Source organism: Pseudomonas sp. MWU12-2345 (genome assembly GCF_023242385.1).
Lineage (GTDB): Bacteria > Pseudomonadota > Gammaproteobacteria > Pseudomonadales > Pseudomonadaceae > Aquipseudomonas > Aquipseudomonas gingeri_D.
This window is the reverse complement of the sequence record NZ_JALLJA010000009.1, coordinates 1-25,182: the sequence shown is the minus strand read 5'-3', so window position 1 is coordinate 25,182 and position 25,182 is coordinate 1. Positions and strand designations below refer to the sequence as shown.

Sequence of the window (25,182 nt, the reverse complement as noted above, 5' to 3'; positions counted from 1 at the left end):
GTTGCCTTGATTGAAGCGTCACGGTAAAACTTGAAACTGGTTAAAGATTAATCGATATGCCTTCACGCCTTTTCTGATCTATCTGACGAATGAACTCGCTCCGGACCTTCATGCAAGGGGATTCTCTCCGTTGGCTGCTCTGCCCCCCCATCGCCCTGGCGTGAAATCCCGTTGGCCAGCCTTGCGCCGCTTTTTCGGCAAGGCTTTCGCCGGCAAGGGCAGCGCCGCACCGCTGTCCCACGACGTGCACGAGTATTTCCGACGCAAGGCCAACCACCAGGGCTACACCCTGAGCCTGAGCCAGCAGCGGGTCATCGAACGCATGGCACAGCAGGCCAGCGCGCTGCTGTACAGCGCGCACCAGGGCCGCCAACGCAGCCTGTACCTGCACGGCGCGGTCGGACGTGGCAAGAGCTGGTTGCTGGACGGCTTTTTCCAGGCCGTGCCGATTGCCGAGAAACAGCGGGTGCACTTCCACGACTTCTTTACCCACCTGCACCAGGGCATGTTCCTCCACCGGGAAACCCCCGATGCCCTGGGCCGGACCCTCGATGAGCTGCTCAAAGACTGCCGGCTGCTGTGCTTCGACGAGTTCCATGTCCATGACATCGGCGATGCCATGCTCATCAATCGGCTGTTCAAGGCGCTGTTCCAACGTGGCGTGCTGCTGTTGGTGACCTCCAACTACCCGCCCGAAGGCCTGTTGCCCAACCCGCTCTATCACGCCCGCTTCAAGCCGGTAATCGACCTGATCAACGCCCGCATGGAGGTCATGGAGGTCGGCGGCCCCCATGACTACCGCAGCCAACCACGCAGCCATAGCCAACAGCAATTCACCCAGGGCCAGTACGTCTGGCCGGGCACTGCGGAACAACGCCAGGCCTTGCTATTGCCGCAGCGCCAGGCTCCGGCCTTTGCCCTGCAGGTCGGCGCCCGGCAACTGAAGGCGCGTCTGTGTACCGAGCGCACCGTGCGTTTCGAGTTCACCGACCTCTGCGACCAGCCCACCGCCGTGATGGACTACCTGGAACTGTGCCGACGCTTCGACACCTGGATCGTCGATGAACTGCCCAGCCTGGAAGACTGTTCGATCGCGGCCCAGCAGCGTTTTATCAACCTGATCGACGTGCTGTACGACCAGGACAAACGCCTGCTGCTGATCGGCGAACGGCCGCTGCGCGACAGCCTGGGCGGTAATGCCATCGACCTGGCACGGACCCGCAGCCGCCTGGGGCAACTGGTCGAAGTCGGACCCGAGTCCCTCAACCAGGGCTGACACCCACTCATCACAGCGCCGTTGCTGAACAACATTGCTATCATGGCGATCTTTTTTTGATGATCGCGACGAGTACTCACGCCCGCTTATGGATACCCTTGCCCAATTGCGCGCCGGTCAACTGACCGGTATCAAGCGACTCGACCTGTCCTGCGGGCTGACCGAGTTCCCCCGGGAGATTTTCCAGCTGGCCGACTCCCTGGAAATCCTCAATCTGAGCGGCAATGCCCTGAGCAGCCTGCCGGACGACTTGTACCGGCTGCCACACCTGCGCATCCTGTTCTGCTCGGACAACCAGTTCACCGAGTTGCCGGTGTGCCTGGGCCAGTGCGCCAGACTGAGCATGGTCGCCTTCAAGGCCAACCGCATCGAGCAAGTGCCGGCCGCCGCCCTGCCGCCCCAGCTGCGCTGGCTGATCCTGACCGACAACCGCATCACCGAGCTACCGGAAGAACTCGGCCGCCGGCCCCTGCTGCAGAAACTCATGCTGGCAGGCAATCGCCTGCGCACCCTGCCCGCCAGCCTGGCGGACTGTCACCGGCTGGAGCTGATCCGCATCGCCGCCAACCAGCTGGACGAGTTGCCCGAGTGGCTGCTGACCCTGCCGGGCCTGGCCTGGATCGCCTATGCCGGTAACCCGAAGCTTGATCACACCGGTGAGGTGCTGGTCGGCGACACCACCCCGAGCATCGACTGGAGCCAGCTGCAACTGGCGCAACGCTTGGGCGAAGGCGCCTCGGGGGTGATCAGCCAGGCACGCTGGAGCCGTCCAGAGGCGCCGGCCTTGCCGGTGGCGGTCAAGCTGTACAAGGGCAGCATGACCAGCGACGGTTCGCCCTTGAATGAAATGAATGCCTGCATCGCGGCGGGCCTGCATCCGAACCTGATCAAGGTCGAAGGGCGCATCGGCGGTCACCCCGATGCCCAGGCCGGCCTGGTGATGGAACTGATCGATCCGCAGTTCGCCAATCTTGCGGCACTGCCGAGCCTCGATTCGTGCAGCCGTGATGTGTACCGGGACGAGACCCGCTTCAGCCCGGAACAAGCCTTGCGCATGGCCCGCGGGATCGCCTCGGTGGGCGCGCATCTGCATCGCCTGGGGCTCTGCCATGGCGACCTGTACGCACACAATATTCTCTACAACGAGGCCGGGGATTGCCTGCTCGGGGATTTTGGCGCCGCGTCGTTCCATGCACCGACCGACAGCCTGGAAACCCGCGCGCTGCAACGGATCGAGGTGCGTGCGTTCGGGATTCTGCTCGGCGAACTGCTGGAACGGATCGACGGGGCGATGGAGCCGCGCGTGCTTGAATCGCTCAAGGACCTGCAGTTGCGCTGCATCCAGCCGGATGTGCTGGCGCGACCGGGGTTCGAGGCGATCTGCGCAACCCTGGCATAACTGCCGGGCATCAGCCCCCCTTGTGACAAGGGGGGCTTGGCGGATCAGCCCGCCAGGCCGACAAACATGTCTTGCACATCGTCGTGGTTGTCCAGGCCTTCGAGGAAAGCCTCGACTTCGGCCATCTGCTCGTCGCTCAGGCCGCTGACCGGGTTCTTCGCCTGGTAACCCAGCTTGGCCGACAACACGGTGAAACCTTGCTCCGGCAGGGCTTTCTGCACCGCGTCGAGATCGGTCGGTTCGGTGAGGAACAGGGTCGCGCCCTCTTCGCCCGGCTCGAAATCCTGGGCACCGGCTTCGATCGCCGCCATTTCCGGGTCGGCATCCGGGCTATCCGGGGACGCCTCGATCAGGCCGACATGGTTGAAGTCCCAGGACACCGAACCCGACGCGCCCAACTGGCCCTTGCGGAACGCCACGCGGATTTCCGCCACGGTACGGTTGATGTTGTCGGTGACGCATTCAACGATCAGCGGCACCTGGTGCGGGGCGAAGCCTTCGTAGGTCACGCGGTGATACTGCACGGTTTCGCCCAACTGGCCCGAGCCTTTCTTGATGGCGCGTTCCAGGGTCTCGCGAGGCATCGAGGCCTTTTTCGCCTGTTCGACCACCAGCCGCAGGTGTGCGTTGGTGGAGACATCCGCACCGTTGCGCGCGGCGATGGTGATTTCCTTGACCAGCTTGCCAAAAATCTTGCCCTTGGCGTTGGCCGCCGCTTCTTTGTGTTTAACCTTCCACTGTGCGCCCATTACTCACTCTCTCGATCAGAGGCGTCGTGACATTTATTGGCCGACGCTTTGCCGCCCAGTTTATACGGCCAGTCCCCGCCAATCGACCAAAACCTGACGAAGATTACGACTCTACCCTGATGTTCGTAGGCAATTTCCCAAACATCGTTTTGCGGTGTCCAGGCGCCCACGGCTTTTCGTACCCTCTGCCACAAATCCGTGGAGAAGAGACGAAATGCCTCAGGACAAGGAACGACAGATCTCACTGACCATCGGCCTGCTCCCTGACCCCTTGCCGGTCATCCGCTTCAAGGGCCGCGAGGCCTTGAACGAACCCTTCCGCTTCGAAATGGAACTGCTGGGCGACACCGCCCTGGACCTGGAACCCCTGCTGCATCGTCCGGCCCTGTTGAGTCTGGGCCGCGGGCAGGCCAGCTGGCATGGGATCATTGAGGAGATCAGCAGTCGCTACCTGGAGCCACGGCTCTGTCATTACCAGGTGGTGCTGGTGCCGCGCCTGCAAGCCCTGGCACGTTGCCAACGACGTCGGGCCTTCTGCGATCTGAGCGTACCGGCGATTCTCCTGCGACTGCTTGAAGCCCACGACCTGGAGGCCGCCGATTACCGCTTCGAGCTTGAGCGTGGCCTGTACCCACGCCGGGCCCTGTGCCTGCAACAGGATGAAAACGACCTGCAGTTGCTGAACCGGCTCTGCGAGGAAGAAGGCATCCACTATCACTTCGAACAGGCGTCGCACCGACATGTCCTGGTGTTCGCCGAAGACCCGCAAAGCTTTCCCGAACGAGCCGGCGTGGTGCCTTGTCACGACAGTGCCGCGGGACTGGAACAGCCCTTTATCAGCCAACTCTACGAGCGTCACCAGATGCTCGCCAGCCATGACAGCCGACTGCCCGGGCATGCTCCCGCCTGGCCGCCGGAAGCACCCGACGACGGCGCCGCCAACCAGGCCAACGCCTATGGCCTGCACACCGCCCCCCCCCACACCGCGCCAGCGCCACGAACAGCAACGCAGCCAGCGCAGCCTCGAACGGTTGCGTTGCGAACAACGCCAGATCCAGGGCTACAGCAACCTGGACAGCCTGCGCAGCGGCGAAGTCCGGCGGATCGGCGGCCATCCACGACAGGCGCTCAACGATCAATGGCTGATCACCGAGGTGCAGCATCTGGGCGAACAGTGCCTGGATCGATACCCCGTCGACGCCTTCAGTGTCGAGGCGGACGACGGCCTGCATGACGAGTGTTTCAGCGACGGCTACAGCAATCACTTCAGGGCCATCCCCTGGGCCACGCCGTTTCGCCCCTCCTTACGGGAAAAACGCCCGGCGGCGCAGGGTTATCAGATCGGCACGCTACTGGGTGCGCATGCCGGCACCGCCCGGCCGGATGCCCAGGGGCGCCTGCGGGTACAGTTGTCGAACAGCGTCCAGCCCGCGGACTGCGCACCGGGCTGCTGGGCCTCGCCCGGCGTCGCGCAAAGCCAGGCCCCCCGGGTTGGCAGCCAGGTGCTGATCGACTTTGTCGAGAACGAGGCGGAGCAACCGGTGATCTGTGGTTTTCTCACCGATCGGGACCTGTACGCCGCCATTGACCCGCCGCCCCTGGCCGACCGGCCGCCTGGCGGCGCCGCGCCGTGGGAGGGACAGGAGAGCGGCGGCGCACCGGATGATGACCCCGGGGAGTTCTATCTGTATGAGCAACCCCATGAACCGCCGACAACCACCGCCCGTTGCCTGGGCGAAAACATCTGGTACGTCGTGCGAATGCCCCGGCCCGGACTCAAGGAACTGGCGCGCCTGAGCCGTGATGACATCCTTCTGGAAGGCCGCAGTGACAGCCGTGGCGCGGCCTTGCTGAGCCCCGCCGACAGACGGCGACTGGCCCTGGAGTTGGCCGCCACGCCGGAACAGCTGTGGTTGCTCTACCCAGGACAATGCGTGGCCCTGCACGCCTACATCCAGCAGCACTGGAGCCAGCGCCAGCGCCAGGCCTTTCTTCAGGACGGGCTGAATGCCCCCGGCGTTTGCGGCACCAGCCCAAGGAATGCCTGAATCAGCCGCAGTTCCTTGCGGCGCTCCAGGCAACCGATCTGGTGCCGGTTGCCCAGCCCCTCACCGCTGATCGGCAGCGCCCGTACCCGGGGGTCGGGACTGACTTCCAACGACGAGACGATACCCACCCCCAGCTCCGCGGCCACCGCTTCGGTCACCGCCTCGCGGCTGTCCAGTTCCAGCAGCACCCGTGGACTCACGGCGGCCAGGGCACAGGCCTGATCGAAGGTGCGCCGGGTGATCGAGCTCGGCTCGCGCAGCACCATGATCACCTGGTCCAGTTGCTCCAGGGCAATGCCCTGTGGTTCGGCCAACCACGGATGCCCCTGGGGCACCAGCGCACAGATCCGCGACTCGCTCAGGGGTTGCAGGTACAGGCCCTTGCGCGGCTCGACCTCGGTCAGCACCGCCACATCGGCATGCTCGGACAACAGCGCCGCCAGGGTTTCCTGGGCATTGCCGAGCCTCAGGTTGACGGTGATCCCCGGGTATCGCGCCCGCAGCCGCGCAAGCATCGGCATGACCATATGGGGCCCGTCCGCGGCAATCTCCAGGCGTCCGGTCAGCAGTTGTCGATTGGCTTCGAGCATCGCCTGGGCTTCCTCCACCAGACCGAACATGGCCCGGGTGATCGCCGCCAGCCGGGTGCCCTCGGCGGTCAGTTCCACCCGTCGCGCCGTGCGCCTGAGCAAGGTGATCTGGTAGTGCTCTTCCAGGGCCTTGATATGTCCGGTCACCGCCGGCTGGCTGATGAACAACCGGGCCGCGGCACGGGTAAAACTGCCCTCGCGGGCCACGGCATCGAATGCGCGCAGTTGGAACAGGTTCATAGCTATCGGCCTCACTGATAGCTCGCATAACAACAAACAATTTGATTGATGACAAGCCAAACGGCAATTTATGCCCTGTATCCCGTCAACGATCCCCGCCGCGAGAAACCCGCATGCGTACTGCCGCTCCCATCCTGCTCACCCCGGGCCCCCTGACCACTTCGGCCCGCACTCGCCAGGCAATGAGCCAGGACTGGGGTTCCTGGGATGAAGGCTTCAACCAGTTGACCGCGAGCCTGTGCGAGCAACTGCTGGCAATCGTCAAGGGTGCCGACAGCCATCACTGCGTCCCCTTGCAAGGCAGCGGCACCTTTGCCGTGGAGGCGGCCATCGGTACCCTGGTGCCACGGGACGGCAAAGTGCTGGTGCTGATCAACGGTGCCTACGGCCAGCGCCTGGCGAAGATCTGCGCAGTGCTGGGCCGTTCGTTCAGCACCTTCGAAACCGCCGAAGACCAACCGACCACCGCCGTTGATGTTGAGCACCTGCTGCTCGCCGACCCGACCGTCAGCCATGTCGCGCTGATCCACTGCGAAACCAGCACCGGCATTCTCAACCCGCTGGCGGAGATCGCCGAGGTGGTCGCGCGCCACGGCAAACGCCTGATCATCGACGCCATGAGCTCGTTCGGCGCCTTGCCCATCGACGCCCGCCAGGTGCCGTTCGATGCGCTGATCGCCGCTTCCGGCAAATGCCTGGAAGGCGTGCCCGGGATGGGTTTTGTGTTTGCCCGCAAGGAAGCGTTGGCCGCGGCCGCCGGCAACTCCCATTCGCTGGCGATGGATCTGCACGATCAGCACGCCTATATGGCCAAGACCGGCCAATGGCGTTTCACCCCGCCGACCCATGTGGTCGCGGCGCTGCACGAGGCACTGTTGCAATACCACGAGGAAGGTGGCCTGCCCACCCGCCTCGGGCGTTATGCCGACAACTGCCAGGTGCTGCTGGAAGAAATGGCCAGGCTCGGCTTGCGCAGTTTCCTGCCGGCGGCGATCCAGGCGCCGATCATCGTGACCTTCCATGCGCCGAAAGATCCGCGCTACCAGTTCAAGGCGTTCTACGAACGGGTCAAGGCCAAGGGTTTCATTCTTTATCCGGGCAAGCTGACCCGGGTCGAGACGTTTCGCGTGGGCTGTATCGGCCAGGTCGGGCGCGGCGATATGCAGGCGGCGGTTGCCGCTATCGCCGAGGTCCTGCGGGAAATGGAAGTGCTGGATATCTAGAGCCCAAGACTGAACACGCCCCCTGTAGGAGCCGGCTTGCTGGCGATAGCGTTTTTCCAGGCAACAACGATGGCGACGATCAGATCGCATCGCCAGCAAGCCGGCTCCTACAGGTTTGTATTCCAACTCTTTTATTGTATTCAAGGCTGATCGACATGAACTACCGCAACCCCACCCAACTGCAAGCCGCGATCCTCGACTGGGCCGGCACCGTCGTCGATTTCGGTTCGTTCGCCCCGACCCAGATCTTTGTCGAGGCCTTCGCCGAGTTCGACGTACAAGTCTCCATCGAAGAAGCCCGCGGCCCCATGGGCATGGGCAAATGGGACCATATCCGCACGCTGTGCGACCAACCGGCGATCACCGAACGCTACCGCCAAGCCTTCGGCCGCGCCCCGAGCGATGAAGACGTCACCGCCATCTACCAGCGCTTCATGCCCCTGCAGATCGAGAAGATCGCCGAACACTCGGCGCTGATTCCAGGAGCCCTGGAGACCATCGCCACACTGCGCCAGCAAGGCCTGAAGATCGGTTCGTGCTCGGGTTATCCGGCCCGGGTCATGGAAAAGGTCGTGGCCCTGGCCGCCGGCAACGGTTATGTTGCCGACCATGTAGTGGCCACCGACGAGGTGCCGAACGGTCGCCCCTGGCCGGCCCAGGCCCTGGCCAACGTGATCGCGCTGGGCATCGACGATGTCGCCGCCTGCGTCAAGGTCGACGACACCGTACCGGGAATCCTCGAAGGCCGTCGGGCCGGCATGTGGACCGTCGCCCTGGTCTGTTCCGGCAATGCGCTGGGACTGACCTACGAGCAGTACCGCGACCTCGACCGGGCGACCCTGGACGCCGAACGCCAGCGTATCCACGAACTGTTCGCCGGCTCCCGGCCGCATTACCTGATCGACACCCTCAACGATCTGCCGCAGGTAATCGACGATATCAACAAGCGTCTAGCGAAGGGTGAAATGCCCCAGGGCAACTGATGCAGGGCTTCAGAGCTTGATGATATTGCCCTGGGTCGGCGGCACCTGCCCGTGATAGAGGCGTGAGACCAACTGTCGGGCGGCCTCGTAGCCTTCATCGACGACCACCTCCAGCAGCGGCGCCGGCCCTTCGCTCACCGTCTGATAGAACCGCTGCAGGCCTTCGCCGATATACTGACTGACCCGTTCCGGCCCCCATTCGGCATTGCGCTTGCGGATCTGGATCGGCGCAAAGAAGAACACCGGCTGCGGTCCCTCGATCGCCGTGAGTTGCGCCTCCCCCGTGGTTTGCGCGGAGCCGGCGAAACAGCTGTAGACCAGTTGCCGGCCCAGGCGTTGATGCACCCGGTCACGCAACGCCAGATCACCGGAAAAATCCACATACAGCGTCGGCTGGTCGGTTTCCAGCCGGTCCAGTTCATCGTAGGCCAAGGTCTGCTCATAACAGCCCAGCTCGGCGACAAACGCCCGATTGGCCGAGGACGTCAACGCCACACGGGTCAACTCGGGCCGCCCCTCCAGGCACACCGCCGTACCAAAGGCGGTCTTGCTCGACGCACTGGAAAACACCAGGCGCGTGGCGCCGAAGAACTGGTTGTCCTGAAGGAAGTCGGCGAGCATCGCCGAGGTCAGGAACAACGGCTTGAGCAGGATCTGCAGGTCCTCGGTATCCGGGCTGTAGTAAGGGTCCCAACTGCAACGGGTGTACTGGTTGTAGGCCGAGGTCAGGTCCTTGCGGTGCTCGGCACCGTCATAAAAGCCCCGTTCGGTCACCCGTTCCGGTTTCATCCACAAATGGCTGGCCATCGGAAAGTAACCGTAGAAGCGTTCCCCCACCGCCACCCCATCGACATTCGACAGCAAAACATCGGCAAAGCCCCAGACCGGTATATGCCCCCACTCCGCCTCCGCGGTAGGAAAAAAGCCCCAGTAGTTCATCGAGTCGCCATAGGCGGCGTAGGTGATGTTGTTGGTGGTCAGGGAGCAACGTTCGACCTTGAGGATCGCCTCGCCGGGACCGACCACCAGGGCACGTTCCTGCGTTTCGATCCGGCTCTGGCCGAGGTCGTTCTTGCGGGTGATCAGTCGTGTTACCGTGCTGGCACTTGGCATAATCAGACTCCTCTCTGCGACGATTGCGGGTGGAACCAGCTTAATGGCAAACCATGAAGAACGGGTTCGGAAACGCCGGCAAGCCGGCTGCACATAGCCTCAAGCCCCGCGCCAAGCCGCTCAAGCGGCCCAGTCAGGCCCGGGCGATATTCACCGTCGAGGCCATTTACGAAGCCTTTGTTCGGATTTGGCAGCGCAACGGCTGGTCCGCCCTGACCACCCGCGCGGTCGCCCTGGAAGCCGGGGTGGCCATCGGTACGCTGTACGATTATTTCCCGAGCAAGGCCGCGCTGCTGTCCGGTTATGTGCGCCATAGCGTCGAGCGCTTGCTGTGTCAGCTCGATGACCAGGTGATCCGTGCCGAGGGCCTGGACTGGCAGGCACGGGTCGAGCGTCTGGTACAGCTCAGCGGTCATCCGGCAAGCTCCGAGCAGCCGCTGTTCGACTACCCGCTGCTGATGCTCGAACATGAGATCGCGGAGCCCAAGCACCATCAACGGGTATTCCAGGAACTGTCGCAGAAATGGCGGGAGGCCTTCGACGCCTGCACGGACCTCGCCTCCAGACCTTCGGACCAGGCCATCGATGCCTGGCTGGTGCTGGTCTGGGGCGGGCGGCGTTACTGCATCACCGCGCAATTGTCCGCGACACAGGTGGAGGCTTGGCTGCGGGAAACCCAGGGGCTGATCCATCAGCGCCTGGCAAATCCCCTCTAGATCTTCCTGTTGCGCTCGACCCAGTGCCCATAGGCATTGATAAAGCTCTGCAGGAAAGGTTTGACCGTCTCCGACAGGTGGCCCGCCTCGTCGAACGCACTGCCCGCCCCACTCAGATAGGCTTCCGGCTGTTGCATGCACGGTACGTCGAGGAACACCAGGGATTGGCGCAAGTGGTGATTGGCGCCAAAACCGCCAATCGCTCCCGGCGAGGCGCTGATCACCGCCCCCGGCTTGCCGCTCCAGACACTTTTGCCATAGGGCCGCGAGCCAACATCAATGGCGTTTTTCAGGACTCCAGGCACCGAACGGTTGTATTCCGGGGTGACAAACAGCACCGCATCGGTGGCCCGGACCTGTTCGCGAAAGACCTTGTAGGCCGCCGGCGGCGCGTCGGTATCGATATCCTCGCTGTAAAGTGGCAGATCGCCAATCTCGACAATCGTCAGCTTCAGGTTCGCCGGTGCCAGCCCGGCCAGGGCCAGCGCCACCTTGCGATTGATGGATTGTTTTCTCAAGCTGCCAACCAGCACAGCGACCGTGTAGACGTTGCTCATAAGAACTCCCGACTATCTGGGCGAAGGAACAGTAGTTATAGATGATCGGCCGCTATTGTTCCGACGATTTTCTCCCGTCAGTCCACTGCTTTCCCCTTCGATGCCCCGGAGCCTGTAGAGTAGAGCGACTATATTTTCCACCTTGCAAAACTTCCCCCGCCAAACCACGGTCTACTGAGCCGCAAATCGGGTTTTCATTTCCAGAGGTTCTAAACAGATGGCCGCAGTACTCGTCGGACAATTTCATGCCAGGGATGCGGAAGGTCGCGTCTATTCCGTGCATGAATTCCAGGAATCCACGCCTTCAGCCGAAGGCCTGGCCGGCACGGAGCCTGTCACCACCTACAAACTGGCCATTGGCGATCGCGTCAACAAAATCGACCACAACTCATTTCAGCTGGTTCAATCCGGGGTCACGCTCACCCGTGAACCCGAGACCTCGACCGCTTCCTGATCTGGGACAACAGGCGCAACAGCCACCTGAAGTCATGTGCGCAGACTTGAGTTAGGATCAGTCCACTGACCCCCTCCCGGCTGGACACGGACTTCAAGCATGCGTTTACGCCATATCGAAGTAATCCAGGCCCTTCTGCAGACCGGCAACCTCGGCACCGCCGCCGAGTTGCTGCAACTGCCAGCGGCCACCGTCAGCGCGACCCTGCAGGACGCCGAGCAGCAGTTGGGCTTCCTGTTGTTCGCCAGCGTGCGCGGGCGGATGCAGGCGACCCGGGAAACCCGCGAGCTGCAACCCCTGCTCCACCGCCTGTACGCGGAAGTGGAACCGCTGCGGCGACTGGCCGGCAGCCTGCGTCAACATCAGGACCCCGCCTTGCGGGTGGTCTGCACACCGACCCTGGCCCAGCAACTGCTGCCCCAGAGCCTGGCGGCCTTGCGCCGACGCTTTCGCGAAACCCCCTGCACCCTCGCCAGCCAGCACACCCGCGAGATCGTCCGTGAGCTACTGCTCAGGGAGGTCGAACTGGGCCTGAGCCTGCACAATCCCGATCATCCACAGATCCACGCCCAGGCCCTGGCCGAGGGCAAGCTGCAATTGCTGGCGCCCCACGGCTGGCTGCAACCCAAGCAGAAATACATCGCCCTGCAGGAGTTGGCCGGGCAATCGATGGTCGGCCTGGAGGAGCAGGACACCCTCAGCCTGATGCTCGACAGCAAGCTGCAGGCCCTGCGGCCGGCACCCCAGGTACAGACGCGGGTGCAGACCTACCAGATGATGCGCAGCATGGTCGAAGCCGGTGAAGGGTTGGCGATTGTCGACCCGTTCACAGCGGTCGGGGCCAGGGCCGGCGGACTGGATGTCTGCCCGGTGTCGCCGGCCATTGGTGTCACCCTGTACGCCCTGACCCTCAAGGACCGCGAACCGAGCGCCGCCTTGAAGGCCCTGCTGGAAATCGTCGGCGAGAAAGCCACCGCGATGCTACTCTGAGCCGGCCGCCCGTCAGGGCTGTCCGGCAAACAACAGGTACCAGAAGACCGCCACCTCGGCGGTTTGCGCATCGATTCCGCGATAACGCAGATGATCGATCCCGCCCAGTACATAACCGCAACGTTCGTACAGGCGGCAGGCGCCCAGGTTGTTGTTCTGGGTTTCCAGCATGATCCCCGGCAGGTTCTTCTTGTGGCTCCAGAAGCGCACTACATCCAGCAGCGCCCGGGCCACGCCGTGGCGCCGCGCCGAGGCGTCGACCGCCAGCTCATCGACATGGGCAAAACCGTTCCAGTTGGTACTGACCACCACATGGCCGACCGCACGACCGTCCAGGTAGGCCATGAAGATTTCGCTGTCCACCGCCGCGCGATAGCTGGCGAACTCCTCGGGGTCGATGCCATAACACTTGCGATAGGGCGCCACCGGCACCAGTGGCCATTGGTCGACCCGCTTGCCGATTTCGGCCAAGCCATGGGCCTTGACCTGAAAACTGAAATCGCTGCCCCAGATGTACTCGGAGAAACCAGCGTCAGCTACACGGACCGATACCTCGGGATACTTCGGGTTCGTGACTAAATGCATTGGGCCAATCATCCTCAAGCCTTGATGTCACGGTGCACGATCGGGAGGAGAAACGTCGGGGTCCTGTCCGGGGACATCCGGTCCCCGGACAGTGGACCTCGCTGCACCGGTCCCTTCAGCTTAGAAGGTCAATCGCCGCTGCACAAAAGATCATCCGCGCGCTGCTCAGTGGCGTTGCGCGTCGGCCTCGGCCAGTTGGGTCCAGAGCGCCGGGGCGCCGGCGGACTTGGCAATCGCTTCGAGACGCACGAGGTGTTCGGCCAGGTCGCTTTCGCTGGCACGAATGATCCGCGCCGGCTGGCGATCGGCCGGCAGGCGGCGGATTTCACTGGCCTGGTTACCCGAACCTTCACCGGAACCATTGCCATCGGTGGCGTTGCCGGCCAGGGACAGGCTGGTCTGACCGCCGGTCATGGTCAGGTAGACGTCGGCGAGAATCTCCGAGTCGAGCAAGGCGCCGTGCAGTTCGCGGCCGGAGTTGTCGACGCCGTAGCGCTTGCACAGGGCATCGAGGCTGTTGCGCTGCCCCGGGTGACGTTCCCGGGCCATCATCAGGGTGTCGAGGATGCTGCAGTGGCGGGTGATGTCCGCACGGTCCTGCTGACCGATCAAGGCGAATTCGTTGTTGATGAACCCCACGTCGAACGCCGCGTTGTGGATGATCAGCTGGGCGCCCTTGATGAATTCGAAGAACTCGTCGGCCACCTCGGCGAAACGCGGCTTGCCCACCAGGAATTCGTTGGTGATACCGTGGACGCCAATGGCGCCTTCATCACTTTCGCGGTCAGGTTGCAGGTACACGTGGAAATGCCGGCCGGTGAGGCGGCGCCCCATCAACTCGACGCAACCGATCTCGATGACACGATGGCCGTCGGTGACCGGCATACCGGTGGTTTCGGTATCGAGCACCACGCTACGCATGTTTGATCCCCCGTATTTCATCCACGCCACGGTTGGCCAACTGGTCGGCACGCTCGTTGCCGTGATGGCCGATATGCCCGCGGACCCACTTCCATTTCACCGTGTGCCGACTGACCTGCTCGTCGAGCAGCTGCCAAAGGTCGGCGTTTTTCACCGGTTCCTTGGCCGCGGTCTTCCAACCGCGTTTCTTCCAGTTGACCATCCACTCGGTGATGCCTTTCATCACGTACTGCGAGTCGGTCACCAGCAACACTTCGCAGGGACGCTTGAGCTCTTCGAGGCCGCGAATCGCCCCCATCAACTCCATGCGGTTGTTGGTGGTGTTGGCTTCGCCGCCCCAGAGTTCTTTCTCGATGCCCTTGCAGACCAGCAAGGCACCCCAGCCGCCAGGGCCGGGATTGCCCTTGCAGGCACCGTCGGTGAAGAGTTCAACAGTATCGCTCATTACAACCTTTCCATCGAAAATGACCCCGTGGCGCGCCGGTAACTGACCGACGCATCCCGGGCCGAGCAGGCTCGACCCTCAAGGAAAAAAATGCTTACTCTTCGCTTTGTCGCCGGTTGACCTTGGCCATCGGCAGCGGTACCAGCTTGCCGACCGGTTCGCGGCGTACCTGGCGCACGGGCCGCAGGCCGACCACGATCTTGCGCGCGACCAACAGATAGAAGCCGCCACCCGACAGCTGCCAGCCGCCGGCGATCCGCTCCCAGCCCGCCAACCGCGCTTGCCAGGCGGCCGACGCCAGCGGCGGACGATAGCATCCGAAGCGGCGTTTCTCCAGCGCGAAGCCCAGCAGGTTGAGCCAGTCAGCCACCCGCGAGGGTGAAATACAGCGGGCCTGGCGCAGCGCGTCATGGGCGAAAACATGGCGCAGCCCCCAGGCGCTCCAGGGATTGATGCCGAGGATCAGCAGGTGCCCGCCGGGACGCACGGCGGCGGCCGCCTCACGCAGCAGGCCATGGGGCGACAGGCAGAAATCCAGGCCGTGCTGCAGCACCACCACATCGGCGGCATGCTCGCTCAGCGGCCAGGCCTGCTCCTCGCAGACGATCTCCACCCCCGGCAGCGGCGCGCCGAGGCGCACGTTGCGGCGCACCTGGTCGGCCTGCGGCGGGGTCTCGGCCGAGGGGCCGTAATGCACCAGGTAGCCGCCGAAATACCGCCCCAACTCGTCCTCGAGCATGCGCCGCTCCTCATCGAGCAGCAGTTGCCCGAGGGGACCGGACAGCCAGTCGCGGGCCGCGCTGATCAGTGCCAGCCAGTCAGGATCAGCCTGAGCGAACGCTTTATCGGTCATTGCCTTCTCCAACTCGCCACAGGTGCTTTACAAGCACTAAGATGCGCCATTGTTTTGCGCTTGGGAATTGCACCATGATACAGATCGACGCGCTGCCCGCCTTCACCGACAACTACATCTGGTTGTTACAGGATACCGCCCGCCGCCGCTGCGCCGTGGTCGACCCGGGCGATGCCGGGCCGGTGCTGGCCTGGCTGGAACAGCATCCGGGCTGGCAACTCGAGGACATCCTGGTCACCCATCACCACCACGACCATGTCGGCGGTGTCGAGCGCCTGAAACAGGCCAGTGGCGCCCGGGTACTGGGTCCGGCCAGCGAAAACATCCCGGCTCGCGACCTGGCACTGAGCGATAACGACAGCGTCACGGTGCTCGGCCTCGAGTTCCAGGTATTCGCCGTGCCCGGTCATACCCTGGGGCATATCGCTTTCTACCATGGCGATGCCGCCCGCCCGCTGCTGTTCTGCGGCGACACGCTGTTCGCCGCCGGCTGCGGTCGCCTGTTCGAAGGCACGCCAGAACAAATGCACCATTCCCTCGGCCGGTTGGCGGCGCTGCCGGCGACCACCGGCGTGTACTGCACCCACGAGTACACCCTGAGCAACCTGCGTTTTGCCCAGGCGGTCGAACCGCAGAACCCGGACATCGCCGAACGAATGGCACAGGTCAGCCAATGGCGGGCCGAGGGACGCATCAGCCTGCCCTCGAACCTGGCACTGGAATTGAAGACCAACCCGTTTCTGCGGGTCGGCGAAACATCTGTTAAAGAAAAAGCAGACGAACGGAACGGCCTCGACAACGGCTCGCCGAGTGAGGTTTTTGCGGCCCTGCGCCGTTGGAAAGACAGCTTCTGATCGAGGTGCGGTCAACACAAAAAATCTGAATGGTTGACCGCACCCTGAGCGCTTTCTAGAATCGCCCGACATTTTCGCCCGGAACTCACTTCCAGCCAATGTCGTCATCCAACCGAAAACCCACCCATTCAGACGCATTGACGCGATTGGCTCAAGCTGTTGCCGTGGCTGTGTCCGCCGCCCTGGCCGGCTGTTCAAGCCTTCATACCCCGGTGGACAGCAACAACGAACCGACCCCGAACCTCAGCGCCCGGATCAAGCAGAAACCGATCTGGCTCAGCGAAAAGGCCAAGCACACGCCGCCCCAGGACGTCTGGGAGCGCATGCGCCAGGGCTTCCAGTTGCAGGACGGCCTGGGTGTGAACCCGCGTATCGAACAACAGCGCCTGTGGTTCGCCAGTAACCCCGAATTCCTGGAAAACGCCAGCTCCCGCGGTAGCCTCTACATTCATTACATCGTCGAGCGCCTGGAAGAACGCAATATGCCGCTGGAGCTGGCGCTGCTGCCGGTGATCGAAAGCGCCTACAACCCGATGGCCTATTCACGAGCCGATGCCGTCGGCCTGTGGCAGTTCATTCCGTCCACCGGCCGCTCTTTCAACCTGCGCCAGGACCGTTTCTACGACGGGCGCAAGGACATCACTGCGTCGACCATCGCGGCGATGAACTACCTGACCCGCCTGCACGACATGTTCAACGGTGACTGGCTGCTGGCCCTGGCCGCCTACAATGCCGGCGAAGGCACGGTCAGCCGGGCCATCGAGCGCAATGAAAAGCTCGGCCTGCCCACCGACTACTGGAACCTGCCGCTGCCCCAGGAAACCCGCGACTACGTGCCCAAGCTGCTGGCCCTGTCCCAGGTGGTCATGGCCCCCGAAGCCTACGGCGTGAACCTGAACCCGATTGCCAACGAACCGTATTTCGCCACCGTCGAAGTCAACCAGCCCATGGACCTCAGCCGGGTCGCGGCCCTGGCCGAGATCGACGAAGACGAGATGATCCAGCTCAACCCGGCCTTCAAGCAGAAAGCCACGATGGACGGCCCGCAGCACCTGCTGGTGCCCAGCTCCAAGGCGCAACTGCTGACCGCCAGCCTGTCGCGAATGAACCCCGAAGAGCTGATCAGCCTGCGGCCGAAGAAGCCGGTGTTCGAATCCCTCGCCGGCAATTCACCGGCACGCCTGACCCGCCGCTACAAGGTGAGGACCGGCGACAACCTGACCTCGATCGCCAAGGCCAACCGGGTCGACGTCAAGGACCTGCAACACTGGAACAAGCTTTCCGGGCATCACCTCAAGGTCGGCCAGACCCTGGTCATGCAGGACAACGTCAAGGCCGTGGCCAGCAAGAAGGCCGCTACCACCTACAAGGTGCAGAAAGGCGATTCGCTGTATATCGTCGCCAAGCGTTTCAATGTCGAGATGCAGCACCTCAAACGCTTGAACCCGCGCACTGGCCAGGCGCTCAAGCCCGGGCAGATCCTGACGGTTTCCCAACCGCGCTAATCGCCAACGACCGCGAAAACATCACGCCCCTGTAGGAGCAGGGCTTGCCCGCGAAGGCGGCCTCGATACCGCCAAAAGCTTCGCGGGCAAGCCCTGCTCCTACAGGTTCGGCGTCGCCTGCAAGCCCAGATTTCCAACCTGACATTCACAAGGGGATTGCGCCTCTTCCGGCACGCCTTTTTCCACCCGATACAAGCTGTTAAGGTACTGGCCCTATAGCCCAAGCCGCCTGGATCGGATCTCTGCCTTGACGCGTCCCCTCCTCCTGCTGTTCATCAGCCTGGCCTTGAGCTCTCCCGCAAGCGCGACGATCAGCGAAAGCCATGGTTATGCGCAGTTCGGCACGCTCAAGTACCCCGCCAGGTTCACCCACTTCGACTGGGTCAACCCCGATGCCCCCAAAGGCGGCACCTTGCGGGTGATGGCGTTCGGCACCTTCGACACCCTCAACCCCTACACCTTCAAGGGCACCAGCCCGGTCAGCACGCCCAATTTCCTGCAATACGGCGTCAACGAGCTCAACGCCACCCTGATGGCCGGCACCGGCCAGTACGCACCCTCGGGGGATGAACCGAACGCCAGCTACGGCCTGATCGCCCAGTCGGTGGAGTACAGCGAGGATCGCAGCTGGGTGGTGTTCAACCTGCGGCCCGAGGCGCGTTTCCACGACGGCACGCCAATTACCGCCTACGACGTAGCCTTTTCCTACCGCCTGCTACTCAAGGAAGGTCATCCGCAGTACCGCACCAGCCTGCAGGAAGTGGCCCGGGTCGACGTGCTTACGCCCCAGCGGATCCGCTTCGTCTTCAAACGCTCGGGCAATCCGCTGCTGATCCTGCGCCTGGGTGAACTGCCGGTGCTGGCGCAGCACTACTGGCAAGGCCGCGACTTCACCGCCACCACCTTCGAGCCGCCACTGGGCAGTGGCCCCTATCGCATCAGCAAGGTGCAACCGGGTCGCCAGTTGGTCTTTGAACGGGTCAGGAACTGGTGGGGCGAAAACCTTCCGGTCAATCGCGGCAAATACAATTTCGATCGCGTCGAAGTGGAGTTCTATCGCGACAGCGACGTCGCCTTCGAAGCCTTCAAGGCCGGTGAGTTCGATATCTATATCGAACACCAGGCCAAGAACTGGGCCAGCGGCTACCGCTTTCCAGCCGTCGAGCGGGGCGAAGTGATCCAGACCCGGATCCCCCACCGGATCCCGACCCAGACCCAGGGTCTGTTCATGAACAGCCGCCGTGCCAGCTTTGCCCAGGACCCGGTGCGCGAAGCCCTGGGCCTTATGTTCGACTTCGAATGGACCAACCGCACGCTGTTCGGCGGAGCCTACCGGCGGGCCATGAGCTTTTATCCCAACAGCGAGTTTTCCGCCACGGGCGTGCCAGCCGGGCAGGAATGGCTGCTGCTGGCGCCTTACCGCGAACAACTGCCGGCCCGGCTATTCAGCGAACCCTTCAGCCTGCCGCAGACCGATGGTCGCGGCATCCCCCGCGAAACCCTGCGCCGCGCCCTCGCCCTGCTCGGCGACGCCGGCTGGAAACTCGACGGCCAGCGCCTGCTGAACAAGAACGGCCAACCCCTGCGCGTTGAAATACTGCTGGTCAATCCGAATCTGGAACGGATCCTCCAGCCCTACGTCGAAAACCTCGCGAGCATAGGTGTAGACGCCCGCCTGCGAACAGTGGATCGTGCCCAGTACAAACAACGTCTCGACCAGTTCGATTTCGACATGATCCTGATGACCCTGGACCAGAACCTCAGCCCGGGACTCGAGCAATGGCAGTACTTCCATTCCAGCCAGGCCGGCGTCAAGGGCAGCAAGAACTACGCGGGGGTCGCAAGCCCCGTGATCGACCATCTGCTCGAAGCCCTGCTGGCGGCCCACACCCGCGATGAGCAACTGGCCGCCGGTCGCGCCCTGGACCGGGTCCTGCTCTGGCAACACATCATGATTCCCAACTGGTACCTTGACTATCATCGCCTGGCCTACCGCAACCGGTTCGCCTTCGTCACCACGCCGCCGTACACCCTGGGCCTGAGCGCCTGGTGGATGAAAGCTTCGGAGAAAGCCCAATGATGTTTTCGCGCGTCCTGTTCCTGCCCTTCAGCGGCCTGCTGTTCAGCGCCCTGGCCGGCCTTGCCGTCGCTGCTCCACAACATGCCCTGACGCTCTACAACGAACCCCCGAAATACCCGGCCGATTTCCAGCATGTCGACTTCGTCAATCCCGACGCCCCCAAGGGCGGTACCTTCCGCCAGTCGTCCATGGGCGGTTTCGACAGCCTCAACCCCTTTATCAGCAAGGGCGTGCCGGCCGATGGTCTCGACCTGATCTACGACACCCTGATGCGCCATGGCCTGGACGAGCCCTTCACCGAATACGGGCTGGTGGCGGAAAAAATCGAAAGGGCCCCGGACAACAGCTGGGTGCGCTTTTACCTGCGCCCTGAGGCACGCTTCCACGACCGCCACCCGATGCGCGCCGAAGACGTGGTGTTCAGCTTCCAGACCCTGATCAAGGATGGCGCCCCGCTGTACCGGACCTACTACGCCGACGTCGACGACGTCATCGCCGAAGACCCGTTGCGGGTGCTGTTCAAGTTCAAGCGCACCACCAACCGTGAACTGCCGATGATCCTCGGCCAGCTGCCGGTGCTGCCCAAGCACTGGTGGGCCGACCGTGACTTCAACAAGGGCAATCTGGAGTTCCCCCTCGGCAGCGGGCCGTACAAGCTGGCCGAGGTCAGGGCCGGACGCTCGGTACGCTATGAGCGGGTCAAGGACTACTGGGCCAGGGACCTGCCGATCAACCGCGGTTTCTACAACTTCGATGCCATGGTCATGGACTACTACCGTGACGGCACCGTAGCCCTGGAAGCCCTCAAGGCCGGGCAATTCGACTACTGGTTGGAGAACAGCGCGAAGAACTGGGCCAACGCCTACAACACCCCGGCGGTCGCCCAGGGTCGGTTGATCAAGGAGCAGATCCCCAATCGCAATCCGACGGGCATGCAGGGCTTCATCTACAACCTGCGCAAACCGATGTTCCAGGATATCCGCGTGCGCGAGGCCCTGAGCCTGCTGTTCGACTTCGAGTGGACCAACAAGCAGCTGTTCAACGGCGCCTACCACCGTACCCGCAGCTATTTCGAAAACTCGGAAATGGCCGCCACCGGCCTGCCGGACGCCGCCCAGCTGGCCATCCTCGAACCACTGCGGGGCAAGATTCCCGAACAGGTCTTCACCCAGGCCTTCGAACCCTCGGTGTGCGACGCCAGCGGCATGATCCGTCCGCAACAACGCCGTGCCTACCAGCTGTTGCTGGAGGCCGGCTGGCGCATCGTCGACGACAAGATGGTCGACGCCCAGGGCAAGCCGGTGAGCATCGAGTTCCTCCTCGCCCAGACCGATTTCGAGCGGGTGCTGCTGCCGTTCAAGCGCAACCTCGCCGACATCGGCATCGATCTGGTGATTCGCCGGGTCGATGTTTCCCAGTACATCAACCGCCTGCGCTCGCGGGACTTCGACATGGTCGTCGGCAGCTTCCCGCAGTCCAACTCACCGGGCAACGAGCAACGCGAGTTCTGGAAATCTTCCAGCGCCGACAAACCCGGCAGCCGCAACCTCATGGGCCTCAAGGACCCGGCGGTGGATGAGCTGGTGGAAGCGCTGATCGATTCCGACTCCCGGCAGAGCCTGGTGGAGCATGCCCGCGCCCTCGACCGCGTGCTGCAATGGGGCTTCTACGTGATCCCCAACTGGCATATCAAGACCTGGCGCGTGGCCTACTGGGACCATATCGGCCACCCGAAAGTCTCGCCGGCCTACGATATCGGCCTCGACACCTGGTGGATCAAGCCGGATGCCAAGCCGGCGGTACCGCTACAAACCGACAGCACGAGCGCGGAGCAATAAGATGCTGGCCTATATTTTTCGCCGACTGCTACTGATCATCCCGACCCTGTTCGGCATCCTGCTGATCAATTTCGTGATCATCCAGGCCGCCCCCGGCGGCCCCGTGGAACAGATGATCGCCAAGCTCGAAGGCTTCGAAGGCGCCACCAGCCGGATCGCTGGCGGCGGTGCGGAAGTCTCGGTGGCCGGTTCCAGCTATCGCGGTGCCCAGGGCCTGGACCCGGCCCTGATCAAGGAAATCGAGCACATGTACGGCTTCGACAAGTCGGCGCCGGAACGCTTGTGGATCATGATCAAGAACTACGCGACCCTGGACTTCGGCAACAGCTTCTTCCGCGATGCCAAGGTCGTCGACCTGATCAAGGAAAAGATGCCGGTATCAATTTCCCTCGGGCTCTGGAGCACCCTGATCATGTACCTGGTCTCCATTCCGCTGGGCATTGCCAAAGCCACTCGCCATGGCAGTCATTTCGATGTCTGGACCAGTTCGGCAATCATCGTCGGTTATGCGATTCCGGCGTTCCTGTTCGCGATCCTGCTGATCGTGGTGTTCGCCGGAGGCAGCTACCTGAACTGGTTCCCCTTGCGCGGACTGACCTCGAACAACTTCGATCAGTTGGGCTTCGGCGGGAAGATTCTCGACTACTTCTGGCACCTGGCGCTGCCGGTCACTGCCCTGGTCATCGGCAACTTCGCCACCATGACCCTGCTGACCAAGAACAGCTTCCTCGATGAAATCAACAAGCAGTACGTGGTCACCGCCAAGGCCAAGGGCCTGACCCAGCGCCGCGTGCTCTACGGTCATGTGTTTCGCAACGCCATGCTGCTGGTTATCGCCGGTTTCCCCTCGGCCTTCATCGGCATCTTCTTCACCGGCTCCCTGCTGGTGGAAGTGATCTTCTCCCTCGACGGCCTGGGCCTGATGAGCTTCGAGGCGGCGATCAACCGCGACTATCCGATCGTCTTCGGTACCCTGTTCATCTTCACCCTGCTGGGGCTGGTGGTGAAACTGATCGGCGACATTACCTACACCCTGGTCGATCCGCGGATCGACTTCGAACATCGGGAGCATTGAGATGCAGTTATCCCCCCTCAATCGCCGACGCTTCGAACGTTTCAAGGCCAACAAGCGCGGCTGGTGGTCGCTATGGCTGTTCCTGGTGCTGTTCGTCCTGAGCCTCGGCGCCGAACTGATCGCCAACGACAAGCCACTGCTGGTGCACTACGACGGCGGCTGGTATTTCCCGGCCCTCAAGCGGTATCCGGAAACCACCTTCGGCGGTGAGTTCCCGCTGGAAGCCAACTACAAGAGCCCGTACATCCGCGAACTGCTCAAGGCCAAGGACGCCTGGACGTTGTGGGCGCCGATTCCGTTCAGCTATCAGAGCATCAACTACGACCTGCGTGTCCCGGCCCCCGCCCCGCCATCGGCGGACAACCTGCTGGGCACCGATGACCAGGGCCGCGACGTGCTCGCCCGGGTGATCTACGGCTTCCGCATCTCGGTGCTGTTCGCCCTGACCCTGACCGTGCTCAGTTCCATCATCGGCGTGATCGCCGGCGCCTTGCAGGGCTTCTATGGCGGCTGGGTCGACCTGGCCGGGCAGCGTTTCCTGGAAATCTGGTCCGGGCTGCCGGTGCTCTACCTGCTGATCATCCTCGCCAGCTTCGTCCAGCCGAACTTCTGGTGGCTACTGGGGATCATGCTGCTGTTTTCCTGGATGAGCCTGGTGGACGTGGTGCGCGCCGAGTTCCTCCGTGGGCGCAACCTGGAATATGTCCGCGCGGCACGGGCCCTGGGCATGCAGAACGGCGCGATCATGTTCCGCCATATCCTGCCCAACGCCATGGTCTCGACCATGACCTTCATGCCGTTCATCCTCACCGGCGCCATCGGCACCTTGACCGCCCTGGACTTCCTCGGCTTCGGCCTGCCGGCCGGCTCGCCGTCCCTGGGCGAACTGGTGGCCCAGGGCAAATCCAATCTGCAGGCGCCCTGGCTGGGCATGAGCGCGTTCGCCGTGCTGGCCTTGATGCTCAGCCTGCTGGTGTTTATCGGCGAGTCCGCTCGCGATGCCTTCGACCCGAGGAAGTAAGATGAATCAGGACAATCTGATCGAAGTGCGCGACCTCTCGGTGGAGTTCGTGGTCGGCGAGCAGCGCCAGCGGGTAGTGGAAAACATCAGCTTCGATATCCGTCGCGGTGAAACCCTGGCCCTGGTGGGCGAAAGCGGCTCGGGCAAGTCGGTCACCGCGCACTCGATCCTGCGCCTGCTGCCCTACCCCCTGGCCCATCATCCCAGCGGCACGATCCAGTATTCCGGGCAGGACCTGCTGACCCTGAAAGAGAAGACCATCCGCCACATCCGCGGCAATCGCATCGCGATGATCTTCCAGGAGCCGATGACCTCGCTGAACCCGCTGCACTCCATCGAGAAGCAGATCAACGAAGTGCTCGGCATCCACAAGGGCCTGACCGGCAAGGTGGCCACTCGACGCACCCTGGAGCTGCTGGAGCTGGTGGGCATCCCCGAGCCACACAAACGCCTCAGAGCCCTCCCACACGAGCTCTCAGGCGGCCAGCGCCAGCGTGTAATGATCGCCATGGCCCTGGCCAACGAGCCGGAGCTGCTGATCGCCGACGAACCGACCACCGCCCTCGATGTGACGGTGCAGTTGAAAATCCTCGAATTGCTCAAGGAACTGCAGGCACGCCTGGGCATGGCCCTGCTGCTGATCAGCCATGACCTCAACCTGGTACGCCGGATCGCCCACCGGGTGTGCGTCATGCAGCGCGGCCGGATCGTCGAGCAGGCCGACTGCGAAGCCCTGTTCCAGGCCCCGCAACATCCCTACACCTGTGAACTGCTCAGCGCCGAACCCCGTGGCGAACCGGCCGTGACCGAGGTCGGTGAGCCGCTGCTGGAGGTGGACGACCTCAAGGTCTGGTTCCCCATCAAGAAAGGCCTGTTGCGTAGCACCGTGGACCATGTGAAGGCCGTGGACGGCATCCAGTTCAGCCTGCCCCGGGGCCAGACCCTGGGCATTGTCGGCGAAAGCGGCTCGGGCAAATCCACCCTCGGCCTGGCGATCCTGCGACTGATCGGCAGCCAGGGCGATATCCGTTTCGAAGGCCAGTCGTTGAGCGGCCTGTCGCAGAAGCAGGTGCGACCGTTGCGTCGGGAAATGCAGGTGGTGTTCCAGGACCCGTTCGGCAGCCTCAGCCCGCGCATGTGCGTCAGCCAGATTGTCGGCGAAGGTCTGCGCATCCATAAGATCGGTAACGAGCAGGAACAGGAAGCGGCGATCATCGCGGCGCTGAAAGAAGTCGGCCTGGATCCGGAAACCCGCAACCGCTACCCCCACGAGTTCTCCGGCGGACAACGCCAGCGCATCGCCATTGCCCGGGCGCTGGTGCTCAAGCCGGCGTTGATCCTGCTCGACGAGCCGACCTCGGCCCTCGACCGCACGGTGCAGCGCCAGGTCGTCGAACTGCTGCGCTCGTTGCAGATCAAGTACAACCTGACCTACCTGTTTATCAGCCACGACCTGGCGGTGGTCAAGGCGCTGAGCCACCAGCTGATGGTGGTCAAGCATGGCAAGGCCGTTGAACAAGGCGACGCAAAGGACATCTTTGCCGCGCCGCAACATCCTTATACAAAACAGTTGCTGGAAGCGGCGTTCCTGGTGCCCGGGACGGGTCCAGTGTAGGTACGCCGAGCGACGACTCCTGTTTCCCGGACATAAAAAAAGACCGCTCAAT

Annotated in this window: 23 protein-coding genes and 1 pseudogene; 16 read left to right on the top strand and 8 right to left on the bottom strand. The window is 63.1% G+C overall.

Annotated elements, in window-relative coordinates; translation table 11 throughout:
- The first annotated feature begins 130 nt into the window (after positions 1-130).
- Together zapE and M5C71_RS18415 are read left to right on the top strand one after the other, a co-directional pair.
- Positions 131-1,276 (top strand): cell division protein ZapE, encoded by a 1,146-nt coding sequence (zapE, locus tag M5C71_RS18420; RefSeq protein ID WP_248768437.1) that lies wholly within the window; start codon positions 131-133, stop codon positions 1,274-1,276.
- Positions 1,277-1,364: 88 nt separating this feature from the next.
- Complete coding sequence (locus tag M5C71_RS18415) at positions 1,365-2,675, top strand: leucine-rich repeat-containing protein kinase family protein (RefSeq protein WP_103497835.1); 1,311 nt, start codon at positions 1,365-1,367, stop codon at positions 2,673-2,675.
- A 44-nt stretch (positions 2,676-2,719) separates the two neighbouring features.
- Here the strand turns inward: M5C71_RS18415 and M5C71_RS18410 are convergent, their stop codons facing one another.
- A complete protein-coding gene (locus M5C71_RS18410; RefSeq protein WP_100942741.1) occupies positions 2,720-3,424 on the bottom strand; it encodes a YebC/PmpR family DNA-binding transcriptional regulator in 705 nt (234 codons plus the stop codon).
- A 214-nt stretch (positions 3,425-3,638) separates the two neighbouring features.
- Between M5C71_RS18410 and M5C71_RS18405 the strand changes: the two are divergent.
- Positions 3,639-4,394: pseudogene (locus M5C71_RS18405) on the top strand (type VI secretion system Vgr family protein); the annotation flags it as partial.
- Complete coding sequence (locus M5C71_RS18400; RefSeq protein ID WP_349294017.1) at positions 4,300-5,472, top strand: contractile injection system protein, VgrG/Pvc8 family; 1,173 nt, start codon at positions 4,300-4,302, stop codon at positions 5,470-5,472. The pseudogene M5C71_RS18405 and the gene M5C71_RS18400, both read left to right, overlap by 95 nt.
- Here the strand turns inward: M5C71_RS18400 and M5C71_RS18395 are convergent.
- Complete coding sequence (locus M5C71_RS18395; protein ID WP_103497833.1) at positions 5,418-6,302, bottom strand: LysR substrate-binding domain-containing protein; 885 nt, start codon at positions 6,300-6,302, stop codon at positions 5,418-5,420. The two genes, M5C71_RS18400 and M5C71_RS18395, sit on opposite strands and share 55 nt — an antisense overlap.
- Positions 6,303-6,415: 113 nt before the next feature.
- Between M5C71_RS18395 and M5C71_RS18390 the strand changes: the two genes are divergently transcribed.
- Together M5C71_RS18390 and phnX are read left to right on the top strand one after the other, a co-directional pair.
- Positions 6,416-7,525, top strand: a complete 1,110-nt coding sequence (locus M5C71_RS18390; RefSeq protein ID WP_103497832.1) for a 2-aminoethylphosphonate--pyruvate transaminase — start codon at positions 6,416-6,418, stop codon at positions 7,523-7,525.
- Positions 7,526-7,680: 155 nt separating this feature from the next.
- Positions 7,681-8,508 (top strand): phosphonoacetaldehyde hydrolase, encoded by an 828-nt coding sequence (gene phnX, locus M5C71_RS18385; RefSeq protein WP_103497830.1) that lies wholly within the window; start codon positions 7,681-7,683, stop codon positions 8,506-8,508.
- Positions 8,509-8,517: 9 nt separating this feature from the next.
- Here the strand turns inward: phnX and M5C71_RS18380 are convergent, their stop codons facing one another.
- Positions 8,518-9,621: a DUF2855 family protein gene (locus M5C71_RS18380; RefSeq protein ID WP_103497829.1), complete on the bottom strand. Its 1,104-nt coding sequence runs from the start codon at positions 9,619-9,621 to the stop codon at positions 8,518-8,520.
- A 53-nt stretch (positions 9,622-9,674) separates the two neighbouring features.
- Between M5C71_RS18380 and M5C71_RS18375 the strand changes: the two genes are divergently transcribed.
- Positions 9,675-10,337, top strand: coding sequence for a TetR/AcrR family transcriptional regulator (locus M5C71_RS18375; protein WP_152737340.1), 663 nt, complete (start codon positions 9,675-9,677; stop codon positions 10,335-10,337).
- Here the strand turns inward: M5C71_RS18375 and M5C71_RS18370 are convergent.
- Positions 10,334-10,894 carry an NADPH-dependent FMN reductase gene (locus M5C71_RS18370; protein ID WP_103497826.1) on the bottom strand — a complete coding sequence of 187 codons (561 nt, stop codon included), beginning with the start codon at positions 10,892-10,894 and terminating at the stop codon, positions 10,334-10,336. The two genes, M5C71_RS18375 and M5C71_RS18370, sit on opposite strands and share 4 nt — an antisense overlap.
- Positions 10,895-11,111: 217 nt before the next feature.
- Here M5C71_RS18370 and M5C71_RS18365 point away from each other — a divergent pair, with 217 nt between their 5' ends.
- Positions 11,112-11,348, top strand: a complete 237-nt coding sequence (locus M5C71_RS18365; RefSeq protein ID WP_103497825.1) for a hypothetical protein — start codon at positions 11,112-11,114, stop codon at positions 11,346-11,348.
- Positions 11,349-11,447: 99 nt separating this feature from the next.
- A complete protein-coding gene (locus M5C71_RS18360) occupies positions 11,448-12,338 on the top strand; it encodes a LysR substrate-binding domain-containing protein (protein ID WP_103497823.1) in 891 nt (296 codons plus the stop codon).
- A 12-nt stretch (positions 12,339-12,350) separates the two neighbouring features.
- Here M5C71_RS18360 and M5C71_RS18355 read toward each other — a convergent pair whose 3' ends face one another.
- From M5C71_RS18355 to M5C71_RS18340, 4 genes are all read right to left on the bottom strand, one after another.
- Positions 12,351-12,923 carry a GNAT family N-acetyltransferase gene (locus tag M5C71_RS18355; protein WP_100942751.1) on the bottom strand — a complete coding sequence of 191 codons (573 nt, stop codon included), beginning with the start codon at positions 12,921-12,923 and terminating at the stop codon, positions 12,351-12,353.
- Between the two features lie 165 nt (positions 12,924-13,088).
- Positions 13,089-13,844: a DNA polymerase III subunit epsilon gene (gene dnaQ, locus M5C71_RS18350; protein ID WP_103497822.1), complete on the bottom strand. Its 756-nt coding sequence runs from the start codon at positions 13,842-13,844 to the stop codon at positions 13,089-13,091.
- The gene (rnhA, locus tag M5C71_RS18345) at positions 13,837-14,289 is read right to left on the bottom strand and encodes a ribonuclease HI (RefSeq protein WP_100942753.1); all 453 of its coding nucleotides are present in this window, start codon (positions 14,287-14,289) and stop codon (positions 13,837-13,839) included. Before rnhA ends, dnaQ begins: the two co-directional genes overlap by 8 nt.
- A 94-nt stretch (positions 14,290-14,383) precedes the next feature.
- Complete coding sequence (locus tag M5C71_RS18340; protein WP_103497821.1) at positions 14,384-15,142, bottom strand: methyltransferase domain-containing protein; 759 nt, start codon at positions 15,140-15,142, stop codon at positions 14,384-14,386.
- Positions 15,143-15,216: 74 nt separating this feature from the next.
- Between M5C71_RS18340 and gloB the strand changes: the two genes are divergently transcribed.
- The 7 genes from gloB to M5C71_RS18305 all read left to right on the top strand — a co-directional run bounded on the left by gloB (position 15,217) and on the right by M5C71_RS18305 (position 25,130).
- The gene (gloB, locus tag M5C71_RS18335) at positions 15,217-15,996 is read left to right on the top strand and encodes a hydroxyacylglutathione hydrolase (RefSeq protein WP_103497820.1); all 780 of its coding nucleotides are present in this window, start codon (positions 15,217-15,219) and stop codon (positions 15,994-15,996) included.
- A gap of 98 nt (positions 15,997-16,094) precedes the next feature.
- Positions 16,095-17,501 carry a transglycosylase SLT domain-containing protein gene (locus tag M5C71_RS18330; protein WP_103497819.1) on the top strand — a complete coding sequence of 469 codons (1,407 nt, stop codon included), beginning with the start codon at positions 16,095-16,097 and terminating at the stop codon, positions 17,499-17,501.
- 247 nt (positions 17,502-17,748) lie between these two features.
- Positions 17,749-19,581 carry an extracellular solute-binding protein gene (locus M5C71_RS18325; RefSeq protein ID WP_103497817.1) on the top strand — a complete coding sequence of 611 codons (1,833 nt, stop codon included), beginning with the start codon at positions 17,749-17,751 and terminating at the stop codon, positions 19,579-19,581.
- The gene (locus M5C71_RS18320; protein ID WP_248768435.1) at positions 19,578-21,419 is read left to right on the top strand and encodes an extracellular solute-binding protein; all 1,842 of its coding nucleotides are present in this window, start codon (positions 19,578-19,580) and stop codon (positions 21,417-21,419) included. Before M5C71_RS18325 ends, M5C71_RS18320 begins: the two co-directional genes overlap by 4 nt.
- Position 21,420: 1 nt before the next feature.
- On the top strand, positions 21,421-22,494 hold the full coding sequence (locus M5C71_RS18315) for a microcin C ABC transporter permease YejB (RefSeq protein ID WP_103497814.1): 1,074 nt from the start codon (positions 21,421-21,423) through the stop codon (positions 22,492-22,494).
- A gap of 1 nt (position 22,495) precedes the next feature.
- A complete protein-coding gene (locus tag M5C71_RS18310; RefSeq protein ID WP_103497813.1) occupies positions 22,496-23,515 on the top strand; it encodes an ABC transporter permease in 1,020 nt (339 codons plus the stop codon).
- Position 23,516: 1 nt separating this feature from the next.
- Positions 23,517-25,130, top strand: coding sequence for an ABC transporter ATP-binding protein (locus M5C71_RS18305; RefSeq protein WP_103497811.1), 1,614 nt, complete (start codon positions 23,517-23,519; stop codon positions 25,128-25,130).
- The last annotated feature ends 52 nt before the right edge of the window (positions 25,131-25,182 follow it).

Coding starts and splice junctions, on each gene's coding strand:
- M5C71_RS18375 (WP_152737340.1), top strand. CDS start 9,675: ATGAAGAACGGGTTCGGAAACGCCGGCAAGCCGGCTGCACATAGCCTC.
- M5C71_RS18360 (WP_103497823.1), top strand. CDS start 11,448: ATGCGTTTACGCCATATCGAAGTAATCCAGGCCCTTCTGCAGACCGGC.
- M5C71_RS18410 (WP_100942741.1), bottom strand. CDS start 3,424: ATGGGCGCACAGTGGAAGGTTAAACACAAAGAAGCGGCGGCCAACGCC.
- M5C71_RS18310 (WP_103497813.1), top strand. CDS start 22,496: ATGCAGTTATCCCCCCTCAATCGCCGACGCTTCGAACGTTTCAAGGCC.
- M5C71_RS18380 (WP_103497829.1), bottom strand. CDS start 9,621: ATGCCAAGTGCCAGCACGGTAACACGACTGATCACCCGCAAGAACGAC.
- M5C71_RS18395 (WP_103497833.1), bottom strand. CDS start 6,302: ATGAACCTGTTCCAACTGCGCGCATTCGATGCCGTGGCCCGCGAGGGC.
- M5C71_RS18370 (WP_103497826.1), bottom strand. CDS start 10,894: ATGAGCAACGTCTACACGGTCGCTGTGCTGGTTGGCAGCTTGAGAAAA.
- dnaQ (WP_103497822.1), bottom strand. CDS start 13,844: ATGCGTAGCGTGGTGCTCGATACCGAAACCACCGGTATGCCGGTCACC.
- M5C71_RS18365 (WP_103497825.1), top strand. CDS start 11,112: ATGGCCGCAGTACTCGTCGGACAATTTCATGCCAGGGATGCGGAAGGT.
- M5C71_RS18320 (WP_248768435.1), top strand. CDS start 19,578: ATGATGTTTTCGCGCGTCCTGTTCCTGCCCTTCAGCGGCCTGCTGTTC.
- M5C71_RS18340 (WP_103497821.1), bottom strand. CDS start 15,142: ATGACCGATAAAGCGTTCGCTCAGGCTGATCCTGACTGGCTGGCACTG.
- M5C71_RS18330 (WP_103497819.1), top strand. CDS start 16,095: ATGTCGTCATCCAACCGAAAACCCACCCATTCAGACGCATTGACGCGA.
- M5C71_RS18400 (WP_349294017.1), top strand. CDS start 4,300: ATGACAGCCGACTGCCCGGGCATGCTCCCGCCTGGCCGCCGGAAGCAC.
- gloB (WP_103497820.1), top strand. CDS start 15,217: ATGATACAGATCGACGCGCTGCCCGCCTTCACCGACAACTACATCTGG.
- rnhA (WP_100942753.1), bottom strand. CDS start 14,289: ATGAGCGATACTGTTGAACTCTTCACCGACGGTGCCTGCAAGGGCAAT.
- M5C71_RS18305 (WP_103497811.1), top strand. CDS start 23,517: ATGAATCAGGACAATCTGATCGAAGTGCGCGACCTCTCGGTGGAGTTC.
- phnX (WP_103497830.1), top strand. CDS start 7,681: ATGAACTACCGCAACCCCACCCAACTGCAAGCCGCGATCCTCGACTGG.
- M5C71_RS18355 (WP_100942751.1), bottom strand. CDS start 12,923: ATGCATTTAGTCACGAACCCGAAGTATCCCGAGGTATCGGTCCGTGTA.
- M5C71_RS18315 (WP_103497814.1), top strand. CDS start 21,421: ATGCTGGCCTATATTTTTCGCCGACTGCTACTGATCATCCCGACCCTG.
- M5C71_RS18415 (WP_103497835.1), top strand. CDS start 1,365: ATGGATACCCTTGCCCAATTGCGCGCCGGTCAACTGACCGGTATCAAG.
- M5C71_RS18390 (WP_103497832.1), top strand. CDS start 6,416: ATGCGTACTGCCGCTCCCATCCTGCTCACCCCGGGCCCCCTGACCACT.